The 15,409-nt window shown below is 73.5% G+C and carries 13 protein-coding genes; 7 read left to right on the top strand and 6 right to left on the bottom strand.

All coding sequences use genetic code 11. The features are described from left to right. Nucleotides 1-25 precede the first annotated feature (25 nt). From E1212_RS18755 to E1212_RS18770, 4 genes are read left to right on the top strand one after another with little or no spacing between them, the layout of a single operon-like run. The gene (locus E1212_RS18755; RefSeq protein ID WP_131985216.1) at nt 26-1,378 is read left to right on the top strand and encodes an extracellular solute-binding protein; all 1,353 of its coding nucleotides are present in this window, start codon (nt 26-28) and stop codon (nt 1,376-1,378) included. Between the two features lies 1 nt (nt 1,379). After that, nucleotides 1,380-2,312, top strand: a complete 933-nt coding sequence (locus E1212_RS18760) for a carbohydrate ABC transporter permease (protein ID WP_420814396.1) — start codon at nt 1,380-1,382, stop codon at nt 2,310-2,312. Further along, nucleotides 2,309-3,145, top strand: a complete 837-nt coding sequence (locus E1212_RS18765; protein ID WP_131985218.1) for a carbohydrate ABC transporter permease — start codon at nt 2,309-2,311, stop codon at nt 3,143-3,145. The genes E1212_RS18760 and E1212_RS18765 overlap by 4 nt, the downstream gene beginning before the upstream one ends. A 23-nt stretch (nt 3,146-3,168) precedes the next feature. Beyond that, nucleotides 3,169-5,520, top strand: a complete 2,352-nt coding sequence (locus E1212_RS18770; protein ID WP_131985220.1) for a glycoside hydrolase family 3 N-terminal domain-containing protein — start codon at nt 3,169-3,171, stop codon at nt 5,518-5,520. Between the two features lie 19 nt (nt 5,521-5,539). Here E1212_RS18770 and E1212_RS18775 read toward each other — a convergent pair whose 3' ends face one another. Continuing rightward, nucleotides 5,540-8,329: an ATP-binding protein gene (locus tag E1212_RS18775; RefSeq protein WP_203417000.1), complete on the bottom strand. Its 2,790-nt coding sequence runs from the start codon at nt 8,327-8,329 to the stop codon at nt 5,540-5,542. Nucleotides 8,330-8,512: 183 nt separating this feature from the next. After that, nucleotides 8,513-8,641: a hypothetical protein gene (locus tag E1212_RS30830; protein ID WP_275296189.1), complete on the bottom strand. Its 129-nt coding sequence runs from the start codon at nt 8,639-8,641 to the stop codon at nt 8,513-8,515. 32 nt (nt 8,642-8,673) lie between these two features. Between E1212_RS30830 and E1212_RS18780 the strand changes: the two genes are divergently transcribed. Together E1212_RS18780 and E1212_RS18785 are read left to right on the top strand one after the other, a co-directional pair. Then, nucleotides 8,674-8,985 (top strand): hypothetical protein, encoded by a 312-nt coding sequence (locus E1212_RS18780; RefSeq protein ID WP_131985222.1) that lies wholly within the window; start codon nt 8,674-8,676, stop codon nt 8,983-8,985. After that, entirely contained in the window at nt 8,982-9,416 is a 435-nt protein-coding gene (locus tag E1212_RS18785) for a MerR family transcriptional regulator (protein WP_238992405.1), read from the top strand. Before E1212_RS18780 ends, E1212_RS18785 begins: the two co-directional genes overlap by 4 nt. Before the next feature lie 27 nt (nt 9,417-9,443). Here the strand turns inward: E1212_RS18785 and E1212_RS18790 are convergent, their stop codons facing one another. Then, nucleotides 9,444-9,833 (bottom strand): pyridoxamine 5'-phosphate oxidase family protein, encoded by a 390-nt coding sequence (locus E1212_RS18790; RefSeq protein ID WP_203417001.1) that lies wholly within the window; start codon nt 9,831-9,833, stop codon nt 9,444-9,446. Nucleotides 9,834-9,918: 85 nt separating this feature from the next. Between E1212_RS18790 and E1212_RS18795 the strand changes: the two genes are divergently transcribed. Then, complete coding sequence (locus tag E1212_RS18795) at nt 9,919-10,587, top strand: response regulator (RefSeq protein WP_238992406.1); 669 nt, start codon at nt 9,919-9,921, stop codon at nt 10,585-10,587. Between the two features lie 62 nt (nt 10,588-10,649). Here E1212_RS18795 and E1212_RS18800 read toward each other — a convergent pair whose 3' ends face one another. The 3 genes from E1212_RS18800 to E1212_RS18810 form a co-directional block, all read right to left on the bottom strand. After that, nucleotides 10,650-12,347 (bottom strand): sensor histidine kinase, encoded by a 1,698-nt coding sequence (locus E1212_RS18800; RefSeq protein WP_131985228.1) that lies wholly within the window; start codon nt 12,345-12,347, stop codon nt 10,650-10,652. A 244-nt stretch (nt 12,348-12,591) separates the two neighbouring features. Further along, complete coding sequence (locus E1212_RS18805; protein ID WP_131985230.1) at nt 12,592-13,767, bottom strand: MFS transporter; 1,176 nt, start codon at nt 13,765-13,767, stop codon at nt 12,592-12,594. Next, the gene (locus E1212_RS18810) at nt 13,764-15,404 is read right to left on the bottom strand and encodes an amidohydrolase family protein (RefSeq protein WP_131985232.1); all 1,641 of its coding nucleotides are present in this window, start codon (nt 15,402-15,404) and stop codon (nt 13,764-13,766) included. Before E1212_RS18810 ends, E1212_RS18805 begins: the two co-directional genes overlap by 4 nt. Between the last annotated feature and the right edge of the window lie 5 nt (nt 15,405-15,409).

Here is a 15,409-nt window from a genome sequence, read left to right on the forward strand (position 1 = left end):
TTTCGAACGAGGACGGGATGGGGCAATGAGGCACACCAGACTTCGGGCCGTGACGACCGCGGCGCTCGCGGCCGCGACGGCACTCACACTGGCAGCGTGCGGGGGCGCGAGCCCCGGCGACTCGACCGACGGCAGCACGAGCGGCTCCGATGGCGGCAGCGGCGACGGCGATCAGAGCGCCGTCGGTGGCGAGGCCAGCGCGTGGATCCTCACCGGCGGCGGCTGGCCGGTCACGGCCGCCTCGTTCGAGCGCTGGAACGAGGGCAACCCCGACCAGACGATCACGGTCGAGGAGTTCGAGAACGACGCGTTCAAGGAGAAGATCCGCACGTCGGTCGGCTCGGGCGAGGCGCCGACGCTGATCATGAACTGGACCGGCGGCACCCTCGCCGACTACGTCGCGGGCGGTCAGGTCGACGACATCACCGCCGAGACCGAGGACCTCGTCAGCCGCGTCATGCCGTCCGTCGCCCAGAACGGCGTCGTCGACGGCGCCACCTACGCGGTCCCGATGAACGACGTCCAGCCGGTCATCCTCTACTACAACGAGGACGTGTTCGCCCAGGCCGGCATCGAGGTCCCGACCACCTGGCAGGAGACGCTCGACGCCGTCGCGACCCTCAGCGACGCCGGCATCATCCCGTTCTCGCTGGCCGGGCAGAGCGTCTGGCCCGAGCTCATGTGGATCCAGTACCTCACCGACCGCATCGGCGGCCCCGAGGTCTTCCAGGCGGTGCTCGACGGCGAGCCCGACGCCTGGTCCGACCCCGCGATCCTCGAGGCGCTCACGAAGATCCAGGAGCTGGTCGACGCCGGCGGCTTCGGCGACGCGTTCGCCTCCGTCGCCGCCGACCAGAGCGCCGACGCCGCGCTGGTGCACACCGGCCGCGCCGCGATGCTGCTGCAGGGCAGCTGGCTCTACGCGACCTTCCACGCCGACAACCCCGAGTTCGCGACCTCTGCGCTGGGCTTCACGACGTTCCCGACCATCGAGGGCGGCTCCGGCGACCCGGCGAACATCGTCGGCAACCCGGCCAACTTCTGGTCCATCTCGGCGTCGGCGAGCGACGAGGCCAAGCAGACCGCCCTGGACTACCTCAACGAGTTCGTCTACGACGAGGACCAGCTGACGGCCATGCTCGACGCCGGCAGCGTCCCGCCGGTCGCGGGCCTGGAGGACCGGATCGCGCAGAGCGACGACGCGGAGTACCTGGAGTTCGCCTACGGCATGGTCCAGGACGCCCCGCACTTCCAGCTCTCGTGGGACCAGGCGCTCCCGTCCGACCAGGCGCAGGAGCTGCTGACCAACCTCAGCCAGATCTTCCTCGGCGAGATCACCCCGCAGCAGTTCGTCGACGCGATGAACGCCATTCTCTGAGATGAGGACAGTCGAAAGGCCCGGTGCGGCCGCCCCGACACGGCCCGTCGCGGCCGTGCGGAGAGCCCGCACCGGGCCGACGTTCTGGATGGCCGTGCCGGCCCTGGCGTTCTTCGCCCTCTTCGCACTCCTCCCCCTCGGCGGCGTCGCCGTCCTCTCCTTCATGGAGTGGGACGGGCTCGGCACGCCGCGGTGGGCCGGCGTCGGCATCTGGATCGACACCCTCACCGACCAGGCGACGATCGACGCGCTCTGGCGGACCGCCGTGTTCGTCGTCGTGTCGTACGTGTTCCAGGCCCCGGTCGCGCTGCTGCTCGGCGTGTTCATGGCCGGCCGGCAGCGCTACCGGGCGGTCTGGTCGGTGCTGTACTTCCTGCCGCTGCTGTTCTCGTCGGCGGCCATCGGCATCACGTTCCGGTCGCTGCTTGACCCGAACTTCGGCCTGTCGCGGGCTCTCTCCCCCGGCACGCTGAGCACGAACTGGCTCGGCAACCCCGATCTCGCCCTCTACGCGGTGATCTTCGTGGTCGGCTGGTGTTTCATCCCGTTCCACGCGCTGCTCTACCAGGCCGGCGTGCGGCAGATCCCGGCGTCGCTGTACGAGGCGGCGGTGCTCGACGGGGCCGGACGGGTCAAGCAGTTCCGCTTCGTGACGCTGCCGCAGCTGCGGTACACGATCGTGACGTCGTCGACGCTGATGCTGGTCGGCTCGCTGACCTGCTTCGACCTGGTGTTCGTGCTGACCGGCGGCGGGCCGGGCGAGGCGACCCGGATCCTGCCGCTGCACATGTACCTGACCGGGTTCCGCAGCTACGCGATGGGCCCGGCCAGCGTCATCGCCGTGCTCCTGGTGGTCGTCGGGCTGGCGCTGTCGCTGCTGCTCAACCGGCTCTCCGGATCCGGGCGCATGCAGAGCCAGCAGGCGGGGGCATGATGAGTGGCCGCGCGATCAAGGAGACCCCGAACGTCCTGGGCGCCCTCGGCGGGCTGTTCTGGCTCGTCGTCACCGTCGTGCCGATCTACTACCTGCTGCTCACCAGTCTGCGCTCGCAGCAGGACTACTACGTCGAGAACCCGCTGCTGCCGCCGTCGAGCCCGACACTGGACGCATACCGGCTGGTGCTCGAGAACGACTTCCTGCGCTACTTGAGCAACAGCGTCATCGTCACCGTCGTGACCGTCGCCGTGGTCCTGGCGGTGTCGCTGATGGCGTCGTACTACCTGGTCCGGTCCGGCACGCCGCTGGCCCGCGGGTCGCTGCGGGTCGTGCTGCTGGGTCTGGCGATCCCGGTGCAGGCGACGATCATCCCGGTCTACTACCTGATCATCCGGCTCGGCCTGTACGACAGCCTGCTCGCGCTGATGCTGCCGGCCATCGCCTTCGCGATCCCGATCAGTGTGCTGATCATCGTGAACTTCGTCCGCGACATCCCGGCCGAGCTGTTCGAGTCGATGCGGGCCGACGGTGCCGGCGACTGGCGGATCCTGTGGTCGCTCGTGACGCCACTGAGCCGGCCCGCGCTCATCACCGTCGGCGTCTACGAGGCGCTGCAGGTCTGGAACGGGTTCCTGTTCCCGTTGATCCTCACCCAGAGCTCGTCGGTGCGGGTGCTGCCGCTGTCGCTGTGGACCTACCAGGGCCAGTTCGCGGTCAACGTGCCCGCCGTGCTGGCCGCCGTCACGCTCTCCGCGCTGCCCGTCCTGGCGGCGTTCATCGTCGGCCGGCGCTACTTGGTGTCCGGCCTCACCGCCGGCTTCGGCAAGTGAAACCACCACGTCTGAGGATGTCGATGACTGCTCACACATGGGCCGGCCCGCGCACCGGCCCCTGGCACGACACCGCCCTGCCGCTCGAGGAGCGGGTCGACGCGCTGCTCGCCGCGATGACGCCGGAGGAGAAGGCCGGCCAGCTCGGCAGCTACTGGCAGCGCCCGTCAGAGGAGCCCGACGACGCCCAGGTGGCGCCGATGGAGGGCGAGATGGCCGGCCCGGCCTCGTTCGCCGACGCCCTCGAGTACGGGCTCGGGCACATCACCCGGGTCTACGGGACCACGCCGGTCGCCGCCGCCGACGGGATCGCCGACCTGCGCGCCCGCCAGGCGCACGTGATGCGCGTGTCGCGCTTCGGCATCCCGGCCATCGCGCACGAGGAGTGCCTGACCGGGTTCACGGCGTACGGCGCCACCGTCTACCCGACACCGCTGGCGTGGGGCGCGGCGTTCGACCCGGCGCTGGTCGAGGAGATGGCGGCGGCGATCGGCCGCGACCTGCGCTCCGTCGGCATCGATCAAGGCCTCGCCCCGGTGCTCGACGTCGTCCGCGACTACCGCTGGGGCCGGGTCGAGGAGTCCATCGGCGAGGACCCGTACCTGGTGGCGACGACGGCGACGGCGTACGTCCGCGGCCTGCAGTCGTCCGGTCTGGTGGCGACGGTGAAGCACTTCGCCGGCTATTCGGCGTCGCGGTCCGCGCGCAACCACGCGCCGGTCACCGCCGGGCCGCGGGAGCTGGCCGAGCTGCTGCTGCCGCCGTTCGAGCTGGCGGTCCGCGAGGGCGGCGCCGGATCGGTCATGGCGTCGTACGCGGCGGTCGACGGTGTGCCGCCGACGGCGAGCCGGGAGCTGCTGACCACGCTGCTGCGCGACACGTGGGGCTTCGACGGGACGGTCGTCTCGGACTACTGGGCGGTGCCGTTCCTGCGGAACATGCACCGGATCGCCGCCGGCGACGACGACGCCGGCCGGCTCGCCCTGACCGCCGGCGTCGACGTCGAGCTGCCGGAGACCGTCGGCTTCGCCGGACTGGCCGCTGCCGTCCGGGCCGGGGCCCTGCCCGTGGAGGTCCTCGACGCGGCCGCACGCCGGGTGCTGCTGCAGAAGGGCCGGCTGGGCCTGCTCGATGCGGACTGGACGCCCCACGCCGCCGAGCCGGAGGCGATCGACCTCGACTCCCCCGCCAACCGGTCGCTCGCCTCCCGGCTCGCGGAGCGGTCGGTCGTCCTGCTCGCCAACGACGGCACCCTGCCGCTGCCGCCGTCGTCGACCGGCCGGGTCGCCGTCGTCGGCACCACGGCCGTCGAGCCGCGCACCTTCCTCGGCTGCTACTCCTTCCCCAACCATGTGCTGGCCCAGCACGGCGACGGCACCGACCTGGGCATCGCGGTGCCGACGCTGCTGGACGCGCTGCGCTCGGAGCTCGGCGCGGCCGACGTCATGCACGCGGCCGGCGCGGCGATCACCGGCGACGACCGGTCCGGGCTCGCGGCGGCGGCGGAGCTCGCCGCGGGGACCGACGTGGCGATCGTGGCGGTCGGCGACCTGGCCGGGCTGTTCGGCCGCGGCACGTCCGGCGAGGGCTGCGACGCGCCGGACCTGACGCTGCCGGGTGTGCAGGCCGACCTGGTCGCGGCGGTCCTCGACACCGGGACGCCGGTCGTGCTGGTCGTGGTGTCCGGGCGCCCGTACGCGCTCGGCGAGTTGGCACCGCGATGCGCGGCCGTGGTCCAGGCGTTCCTCCCGGGCGAGGAGGGCGGGGCGGCGATCGCCGGCGTGCTGTCGGGGCGCGTGAACCCGAGCGGCCGGCTGCCGGTCGCGGTCCCGCGCACGCCGTCGTCGTCGCTGCCGACCTACCGCGCGGCGCCGCTGGACCAGCGCACCGACGGCGTCTCGAACCTCGACCCGGCGCCGCTGTACCCGTTCGGGCACGGACTGTCGTACACGACGGTGGCGTACGAGTCGATCGCGCTGAGCGCGGCCGCCATCCCCGCCGACGGCGCCGTCGACGTGGCGGTGACGGTGCGCAACACCGGCACGCGGCCGGTCGACGAGGTCGTCCAGCTCTACCTCACCGACCACGTCGCGCAGACGGTCCGGCCGGTGCGCGAGCTGGTCGGCTTCCACCGGGTGCCGCTCGCCCCGGGCGACGCGCGCCGGGTGACGTTCACCGTCCACGCCGACCGCACCTCGTTCGCCGGTCTCGACCTGCGCCGGATCGTCGAACCGGGCGCCTTCACCCTCGCCGCCGGCCGCTCCAGCGAGGACCTTGCGGTCAGCGCGGAGTTCGAGATCACCGGCGACGGCGTGCGCGTCCTCGACGGCCACCGGGTGATGACGACCCCGGTGGCCGTCGAGGCGGTCGGCTGACGCGTCGCCGCGCACCCCGTCAGGGGAGGGTCCGGCCCAGGGCGTCGCGCAGCTGGCGGCGGCTGGTCACGTCCAGCTTCGCGAAGACCTTCCGCAGGTGCCATTCCACGGTGTGGCGGCTGAGGTACAGCTCGGCGCCGATCTCGGGGTTGGTGCGCCCCTCGGCGGCCAGGCGGGCGATGTGCAGCTCCTGGGCGGTGAGTTCCTGACGGGTGTGAGCCGCCCGGCGGCGCACCGTCTCGCCGGTGCCCGCCAGCTCGCGGCGCGCCCGTTCGGCGAACGCCCGGACCCCCATGGCCGCCAGCGACGCGTGCGCGGGCCGCAGGAACTCGCGCGCGTCGGTGCGGCGGCTCGAACGGCGCAGCCACTCGCCGTAGAGCAGCTGTGCCCGCGCCAGGTCCACCCTGGCGCCGGTGCGCTCGAGCCGGTCCGTCGCCTCGCGATAGAGACTCTCCACCCGATCTCCGGCGTCGAGCTGTGCCGCGCATCGAGCCGACACGCCGAGCGCCCAGTCGGTACCGCTGGCCGCGGCCACCTCGGCAAGCCGTGCGGCGGCGGCCGCCGCGGTCGCGAGATCGTCGCACCGGACGGCCGCCTCGACCAGCTCGGCCAGCGCCCAGGTGCTCGGCTGGATCCCAGTGGGCGCCAGCGTCACCCGTCCGTCCTGCTCGGCCGGTTCGAGGAGGTCACGGCAGTGGGCGAGCGCCGCCGGGTAGTCACCGTTGCCGTTGCACAGCACGGCGCCGGCCCAGTGGGTGAGCGCCACGACCATTCCTTCACCGCGGGCGGCAGCGTCGGTCCTCGCCATGTCGATCAGCGGCCGCGCGTGCTGCTGGTCGCCGCGGAAGGCGGCCAGGGCGATCGCGCCGTACGGATGCAGCGCGGTTCCGGCGACCTCGGCCAGAGCGGTGGCCTCGTCGAGCAGCGCCGCCGCGGCGCCGAGTTCGCCGGTGAAGAGGTGCGTGAAGACCGCGCTGCTCAGGGCGAGTTGCAGCGCGCTCAAGGCGCCGGACTCGCGGGCGAGCCCGATGTGGCGGTGGCACAAGGAGACCCACCTGGGCAGGTCCCACAGGTCGACGGCGAGCTCGCTCGCGAGCGCCAGGAACCGCAGGGTCTCCTCGACGGCGAGGTCGTCGGTGTCGAAGGCCGCGACGACACGTTGCATCAGCGGCGCCGCGGCCACGTAGCCGTCCTCCTGGAGCACGGCGATCGCCTGGAGGAACAGATCACCTCGACGCGTGCGGAGCGGGAGTGCCGCCGCTCGCGCTGCCCGTGCGACCTCGACCGCCACGGGCTCACCCCACCGCTGCCCGGCGAACAGCGTGGCTTCGAGCGCGCTGACGTAGGTGTCGCGCGCCAGCTCGAGGTCGAGCGGCTCCAGCCGGCGTGCGGCGGCCAGCATGAGCTGAAGGGCCTCGTGGCCGCGGCTGGAAGCGAACGCGACCTGGGCGCGCAGCACCTCGGCGCGAGCACGCTGCAGCTCGGTCAGGGACCGGTGGTCGAGCAGCCCGAGCAGGCGCAGCGCGTCCTCGACGGCGCCCGCGTGCACCATGGTCTGGGCCGCTTTGAGCTCGCGCTCGACCTGGCCGGCCTCATCGGGAGTGAGCCGGGCGGCCCGTTCGAGCAGGGCGGCGCCCGCGGCCAGCCCGCCGTTGGCCAGCGCGCGGTCGGCTGAACGCTCCAGCTCCAGGGCCACGTCCTCGTCCGGATCGGTGGTCGCGTGGGCACGGTGCCATGCCCGCCGGTCCGGGTCGCGCTCGGGATCCGTGACGTCCGCCAGCACGCGATGTGCCGCCTGCCGATCCGGCCCCGTCGCGGAGCGGTAGATCGCGGAGCGCACGAGTGGGTGCCGGAACCGGACGGTGTCCCACACCTCGATCAGCTCCGCGGCCTCGGCCGGGGTGGCGGCGTCCATACCGAGGCCGAGGCGCTCGGCCGCGCGCCGCAGCAGGGCGACGTCGCCGAGCGGCTCGGTCGCGGCGATCAGCAGGAGGCGCCGGGTGTCGTCGGGCAGCGTGTCGAGCTGACGGCGGAAGCCTTCCTCGATGCGGCTGGTCACCGTCCCGGCCGTGGGCTGAGCCGGCCCGAACATCAGCTCGGCCGACGACATCCACCGCGGCAGCTCCAGCAGCGCCAGCGGATTGCCCCGTGTCTCGGCGAGGATCCGGTCGCGCACCCGGCCGTCCAGCGGGGTCGTGACCACCGACTCCAGCACGGCGACGGCGTCGGCCTTCTTCAGGCCGTGCACCATCAGCCGCGGCAGTCCCGCCCAGGCCTGCTCCTCCCCCGTCGCCCGCGCCGCGAACACCATGAGGATCGACTCCGCGGCCAGCCGGCGCGCGACGAACGTCAGGATCTCGGCAGAGGCCTGGTCGAGCCACTGCGCGTCGTCGATCACGCAGACCAGGGGCTGGTCACCCACGTGCTCGGAGAGCAGCGTCAGGACCGCCAGCCCGATGTGGAAGCGGTCCGGCGGCCGGCCGGACCGCAGGCCGAACGCCGTACCCAGGGCCTCGGCCTGCGGCGACGGCAGCCGGTCCAGCCCGTCGAGCAGAGGGTTGCACAGCTGATGGAGGCCGGCGTACGCGAGTTCGATCTCCGACTCGACGCCGGCGGCACGGAGGACCCGGCTCTGCGTCGCGGCGTCGACGAGATAGTCGAGGAGGGCGGTCTTGCCGATCCCGGCCTCGCCCTGCACCATGAGCACGCCGCTGGCGCCCGTCCGTGCCGCTTGCAGCAGGTCGAGAAGTGTCCGGCACTCCTTGTCGCGCCCTCGAAGCCACCGTGCCGAGCGCGAGCCGAGTTGCACGACTGCCTCCTGCGATCGAGGTGCAGCCGGACGGTGCGGGCGCCCGGCGCCAGAGCCGATCACCCAGAATCCCACTCACATTCGCGCCGTACAAGACCCGGTCGAGGCTGCCGCCGAGTAACGGCCGGGCCGGGTCGGGCGACGTCGTCGATCGCTCGATCAGCTGATCGGCGAGCGAGTCGGTCAGGTGACGCCGAGCAGGCGGCGGAGCAGGTCCGGGTTGCCCGGCCAGGCCCCGACCAGCACCGCGAGCCGGACCCGCCGCGGCACCCGGGGGTCGCGGCGCAGCCGCCGAGCGAGAGGTGCTTGCATCCGGTACCCGGGTACGGGTTTACCGTCGAGACATGGACATCCTCGCCGACTTCGTACCGGACGCCTGCACGCTCCCCACGGCGGATCGGCCGCTGCGGCTGGCCGAGTTCGCCACGCTGTTCCGGACCTCCGCCCGCGCCGTCGGCCGGGTGTCGCCCACCAGGCTGCGGCTGCGGCTCGACGACGACCCGGCGGTGACGGCGACGGCGCGCGACCTCGCCGCCCGCGAGAGCGCCTGCTGCGCGTTCTTCACCTTCACGTTCGGCGACGGCGGCGAGCTGACGGTCGACGTGCCGCCGGCGCACGCCGCCGTGCTCGACGGGCTGGAGCGGCTGGCCCGGTGAGCATCGGGCCGGGCACCGGGTTGCGCAGCGGCGACCTCGCCGCCGCGGCCGGCGTCAACCTGCAGACGCTGCGCTACTACGAACGACGGGGGCTGCTCGCCCAGCCGGACCGCACACTCGGCGGCCACCGCGTCTACCCGCCCGACTCCGTCACGACGGTGCGGATCATCAAGGCCGCGCAGCGGCTCGGGTTCACGCTGGACGAGATCGCCGAGCTCGTCGACACCGGCCGCCGGCACGCGCGCACCGACGCCGACCTGCACGAGCGGGCGGCGGCGAAGATCCGCGAGATCGAGGGGCGCATCGGCGACCTGGTCGCGATCCGCGACACCCTGCGCGCCGCGCTGGACGCCGGCTGCCACGACCTGCGCGACTGCGCCGGGAGCCCGGACTGCCCCATCCCGTTCACCGGCCTCGCGCAGGACCGGTGAGCAGCGCCCTCGGCGCGGCCGGGCGGCTCAGCCGACCGCGGTGTCCTGGTGCGCCGCCAGCGGGAGCGACCGGATCCGCCGGCCGCGGACGATCTCGGGCATGATCCGCACCCGGTCGCCGTCAGCGCGCGAGCGGCCGATCAGCACCACGCACCAGCCCGTGCGGGTGTCCTCGTCGTAGGCGTCGGCCTCGAAGGCGACGACGGCCATGCGCGACGCGGCCGGCAGGTGCAGCCCCTGCTCGGCCCGGACCACCACGTCGTGACCGTCGAGGCTGAAGCGGACCGGCTCGATGGCCGGCAGCGCGCCCTGGGTGAACACCAGCCGCCCGATCGACGTCCGGGACAGCAGGTCGTAGCAGGTCTGCCGGTCCAGCTGTTCGAGGCCGTCGGAGTCGGCACGCGTCAACGGGTCCACGTCCCCAGCGTTCCGCCCGTCCGTGCGCCCGGGAAGGGACCAAGGTCCCATGCCCGTACCGGCTACCGGGCACTACGGTCGTCATGTGAGCTCCGATCGTGTCGTCACGGTCTTCCTGCTCGACGACCACGAGGTGGTCCGGCGCGGAGTCGCCGCCCTGCTCGAGACCGAGCCCGACATCGAGGTCATCGGCGAGGCGGGCACCGCCGAGCAGGCGATGGCCCGCATCCCCGCGTTGCGCCCCGATGTCGCCATCCTCGACGTGCGGCTGCCCGACGGCGACGGCGTCACCGTCTGCCGCGAGATGCGCTCGCGGCTGCCGGGGCTGCAGTGCCTGATGTTCACCTCCTTCGCCGACGACGACGCGCTGTTCGACGCCGTCATGGCCGGCGCCGCGGGCTACGTGCTGAAGCAGGTGCACGGCACCGACCTCGTCGGGGCCGTGCGAGCGCTGGCCATGGGCAAGTCGCTGCTCGACCCCGAGAGCACGGCCCGCATGCTCGCCCGGCTCCGCGAGCGGGCGACGCGCGCGGACCCGCTGGCGGCGCTGACCGACCAGGAGCGGCGCATCCTCGACCTCATCGGCGAGGGCCTGACGAACCGGCAGATCGGCGAGCGCATGTTCCTCGCCGAGAAGACGGTCAAGAACTACGTCTCCAACCTGCTCGCCAAGCTCGACATGAGCCGCCGCACTCAGGCCGCCGCGCTCGCGGCCACTCTCAAGGCGGAGGCGAAGGACCGTCCGAGCGACTAGCGACGCCGCCATGGTCGGCTCATGACCTCCTGGGCATGGAGCGGACGCAAGGCGCCCGCACCCTAGCGCCGCAGCGGGACCTCCCAGCGCACCACGGTCCCGCCGGCGACGCCCGGCCCGGCGGTGAACCGGCCGCCGAGCAGCTCCGCCCGCTCGGCGAGGTTGGCCAGGCCGCTGTTGCGCCGCTGCGCCGGCAGCCCCACGCCGTCGTCGGCCACGGAGACCCGCAGCCAGCCGCCGGCCAGCTCGACGACCGCGGTGACCTGGTGGGCGTGCGCGTGTCTGACGACGTTGGACAGCGACTCCTGCAGCACGGGCGCCAGCTGGTCGCCGAGCTCGTCGGGGACGGCGTTGTCGAGCTCGCCGACCAGCTGCAGGCCGGGCGCGAACCCCAGCTGATCGGCCGCCGCCTGCACCGTCGTCACCAGCCGGCGGCGCAGCGTGTCCGAAGCGTCCTCCTTGGCCGACTGCAGCGCGAAGATCGTCGACCGGATCTGCCGGATCGTCGCGTCGAGGTCGTCGACGGTCCGCTCGACCCGCGACGCGACGTCGGGGCGGTCGATCAGCCGCGCGGCCGCCGTCAGGCTCATCGCGCTGGCGAACAGCCGCTGGACGACGACGTCGTGCAGGTCGCGGGCGATCCGCTCGCGGTCGTCGACCAGCCCGTGCCGTTCGGCCTCCTTGCGCGCGTCGGCCAGCTCCAGCCCGACGGCGGCCTGGCTGGCGAACGCGTGCAGCATGCGCACCGCCGCGCCGGCGAAGGGCGGGTCGCCGTCGCGCTTGACCAGCACCAGCACGCCACGGACCCGGGGCCGGCTGCCCAGCGGCACCAGCAGCGCCGGGCCTGTGGGCAGCTGGTCCAGCAGCGGCGCCGGCTCGACGCCGCGCTCGATCGCAGTGACCGTCCGCGGCTCGCCGGACTCGAGAACGGTCTGCGACAGCGTCCCGGCGGCGGAGAACCGCACCCCCCGCAACGGCGGCGAGCCGTCGCCGTCGGCCGCGAGCACCCGCATGAGCCCGCTGCCGTCGTCGTCGGGCGCCACGACCACCGCGGACGCCGCCGACGACATGGTCCGTGCGTGCGTCGCGATCAGCGTCAGCGCCTCGTCGACGGAGCTGCCCGACAGCAGCGCCTGCGTGACCTCGGCCAATGCGTCCAGCCAGGTCTCGCGCCTACGGCTGGCGTCGTAGAGGCGCGCGTTCTCGATGGCGATGCCGGCGGCGGTGGCCAGCGCGGTGACGATGGTCTCGTCCTGCTCGTCGAACTCGCGCCCGCCGTTCTTCTCCGTCAGGTACAGGTTGCCGAAGACCTCGCCGCGAATCAGGATCGGCACCCCGAGGAAGCTGCGCATCGGCGGGTGGCCCTCCGGGAACCCGTACGACTCCGCGTGCTCGGAGATCTCGGCCAGCCGCAGCGGCTCCGGCTCCTTGATGAGCAGGCCCAGCAGGCCGCGACCGTGCGGCCACTCGGCGATGCGCGCGATCTCGCCGGCGGTCAGACCGAGCGGGATGAACTGCGCGAGCTGCCCGTCGGGCCCGACCACGCCCAGGGCGCCGTAACGACAGTCGACGAGATCGATGGCGGCTTCGACGATGCGCCGCAGCGCGGTCTCCAGGTCGAGCTCCCGCCCGATCGACACCACGGCCTCGAGCAGCGCATGCACCCCGTCGCGCGCGGACACCACGGCCTGCAACCGTGACTGCACCTCGGCCAGCAGTGAATCGAGCGGCAGCTTCGGAAGAAGCTCCGACTCGAACACTTTTACCCCCTGCTTACGGCCTCAGTGTCGCACCGAGCAGCGACGATGTCGAGGAACCCGCGGTGCGTTGGTCCCTGGGGACGAGGACCTTGGTCCCCGGCCGGGGCGACCTTCGCCCCGTCCGCGCCGCCATGGCGTTCCGATGCACTGGGTCGGGACGGACAACGAGACCGCACCGAAGGGGGATGGCTCGGGGCCGGTGTGGGGGCGCCGGCCCCGAGCTGTCTCCGCCTCGCGGGGGTCGTCAGAACCGGGAGCGGACGGCGGCGACGGCGGCCAGCGTGCCCGCCACGACGAGGGCCGCGACGACAAGCCACCAGCCGGCCGCGTAGCCGCTGCTGTCGGTGAGCCGGCCGAAGGCGAGCGGCCCGGCGACCATCCCGAGCAGGAAACCGCCGATGACGACGCCGGCGGACCGGCCGTCGCGGTCACCGGCCCGCATCAGGCCGAGCATCGCGGCGGACTGCCAGGCGGGCGCGGTCGCGCCGAAGCCGGCCACCGCCGCCCACACCATGCCGGGCTGCTCCATCGCCGGGAACAGCAGCAGCGTCGCCGCCGCGCCGGCGTAGGCGAGCCCGGCCAGCCAGAGCCAGAACCGCGGCAGCCGGTCGCCCAGCACACCGACGGCGACCCGGGACGCGGCCCCGAGCAGCCCCAGCAGCGCCACGATCAGCCCGGCCCGCTGCGCCGGCAGTCGGAGCTCCTCGAACGCGAACAGCGGCAGGAACGCGTTGACGGCGCTGGCCGCGACCCCGGCGAGGACGGCGTAGGCGATGAGCGCGACGGGACGGCGACCGGCCGGCCGATCGCCCACGTGCCGCACCGCGGTGACACGTGCGCCCGCCGGCGCCCGCAGCGGCAGCGCGACCAGCAGGCCTGCCGCCGCGGCGACCGCGAGCACGACGCCGGCGGCCCGCCAGCCGTACGCCGCCGCGACCGGCGGCATGGTCAGCCCGATCAGCAGGGCGCCGACCTGCACGCCGGCCTGCTTCAGCCCGGTCGCGGTGCCCCGAAGCGACATCGGCACCCGGGTCACGACCAGCACGTTGGTGACCGGGTTGCCCAGACCGAGCGGGAAGCCCATGAGCAGCGCCGCCAGCACGACGCCGGCCCAGCTCGGCGTCACCGACAGCAGGAGGAACGCACCCACCGCGGCGACGTAGAGCGTCCGCAGCAGCGCGACGGCGCCGAACCGGTCGATCAGCCGGCCGGCCAGCAGCGACACGACGACCGCGCCGAGGAACAGCCCGCTGGCCGCCGACCCGTACCGGGTGCGGCTCAGGTCGAACTCCTCGGTGATGTACGGGGCCAGGACGGCGAGCACGAACTGCATGAGCGTGCACACCGTCATCGCCGACAGCAGCACGCCGAGCAGCCACGCGCTGTTCGGCGCATCGCCGTCCCGGCCCCGCGCGGTCACACCAGGCCGGCGTCGTGCACCACTCGCCCGCCGACGATCGTGAGGACCGAGCTCATCTCGCGGACCGCCGCGTCCGGCACGGCCCGGGTGTCGAAGACGTCCGCCTTCAGCACGGCGAGGTCGGCGAACCGGCCGACGCCGATGCCGCCGAGCCGGTCCTCCTCCTTGCTGAACCAGCCCTGCTGCGGCCCGGCGTAGAGCCGCATCGCCTCGGTCCGGCTGACGACGTGCGACCCGTCGCCGGCGATCTGCCCGCCGCTGTGCCGGCCGGTGGCCATGAAGTACACGCCGGCCCACGGGTTCAGCGGCGCCACGCGGGCACCGTCGAGCCCGGTCCCGACCGGCACCTCGGCGAGGTCGAGGATCATCCGGAAGTTCGGCGTCGCGCTGTTGCCGGTGAGGTACTGCCAGCCGTGCGGCGCGAGACCGACGCCGAGCTCGTTGGCCTCGTGCACCTGCGCCTCGGTGAGCCCGCTGATGTGCCCGAGGCTCCAGTGCAGCTCGGCAGGCGACGGCAGGTCGGGGCGCTCGGTGACGAACTGCCGGATCGCGTCGAGGTGCGCCTGGATCTCCTGGGTCGAGATGAGGTGCTGGTGGTACAGGAAGCCGCGCTCGGCCATGATCCGCAGCGACGCCTGGTAGTGCGCGCCGCGCGGCGCCCACTCCCCGATGCCGCTCATCTGGTGCAGGTCCGAGCCGAACTCGCGCCAGCGCTGGTTGACGATCTCCTGCAGGATCGCGGGGTCGTTCTGCTCCGGGAAGCGGCACCGGGTGCGCACGTGCAGGGTGCCGGCGCGGACCAGGTCGAGGTAGTGGTCGTGCCCGGTGACGCGGTCCAGCGTGCCGGGTGGGCCGCCGGCCGAGCCGTGGTCGTCCATGCACGTGGTGAGGCCCAGCGAAAGCGCGTAGTCGGCGGCGCTGAGCAGCTCGCGCCGCTTGGTCTCCTGGGTGATGAACGCCGCCAGCGCGGTGTAGGCGTTCAGCTGGTTGGGCACCGTGCCGTCGTCGAGGACGGTGACGCCCAGCGCGCGCAGCCGGTCCCGGCCCAGCGTGTTGGCCTGCCCGGACCCGGTGGTGGCGATGACGACGGGGTGCTCCGGCGCGGCCTCGTCGAGCTCGGCCCGGTTCGGGAACCGGGCCTCGGGGCCGAACTGGCGCGGCGCGATGCCGGCCAGCGCGGTCAGGAACTCCCCCGGCGCGACGGTGGCCGCCTTGGCCGCGATGACCTGCTGCGCGGCCTCGATGGAGAAGGCCGTCTCCAGTGCCCGGACGTCGTGGCCGGCGGCCTGCCCGATGCGGATGAAGTGGACGTGGTTGTCGATCAGGCCCGGCACGACGGTGCGGCCGCGCAGGTTGACGATCTCGTAGCGCTGGCCGGCCCCGCCGATGCTGCCGACCTGCGCGATCCGCCCGTCCCGGATGAGCACCTGGCTGACGACGGTGTCGCGCTCGTCCAGCGTGTGGATGCGCCCGTTGACCAGCGCCAGGTCGATGCCGGAGCCGGCCCGGCCCGCGCCGGCCGCGGATGCGGTGCCCGCCGTTGCCGTGGCGATCCCCAGGCCTGCCGCCGTCGCTCCGGCCGCGCCCGCCGCGCCGAGGAATCCGCGCCGGCTGAGCCGGCGTCGTCGTGTTCCCATCACGC

The organism is Jiangella ureilytica, assembly GCF_004348545.1.
GTDB classification, from domain to species: Bacteria; Actinomycetota; Actinomycetes; order Jiangellales; family Jiangellaceae; genus Jiangella; species Jiangella ureilytica.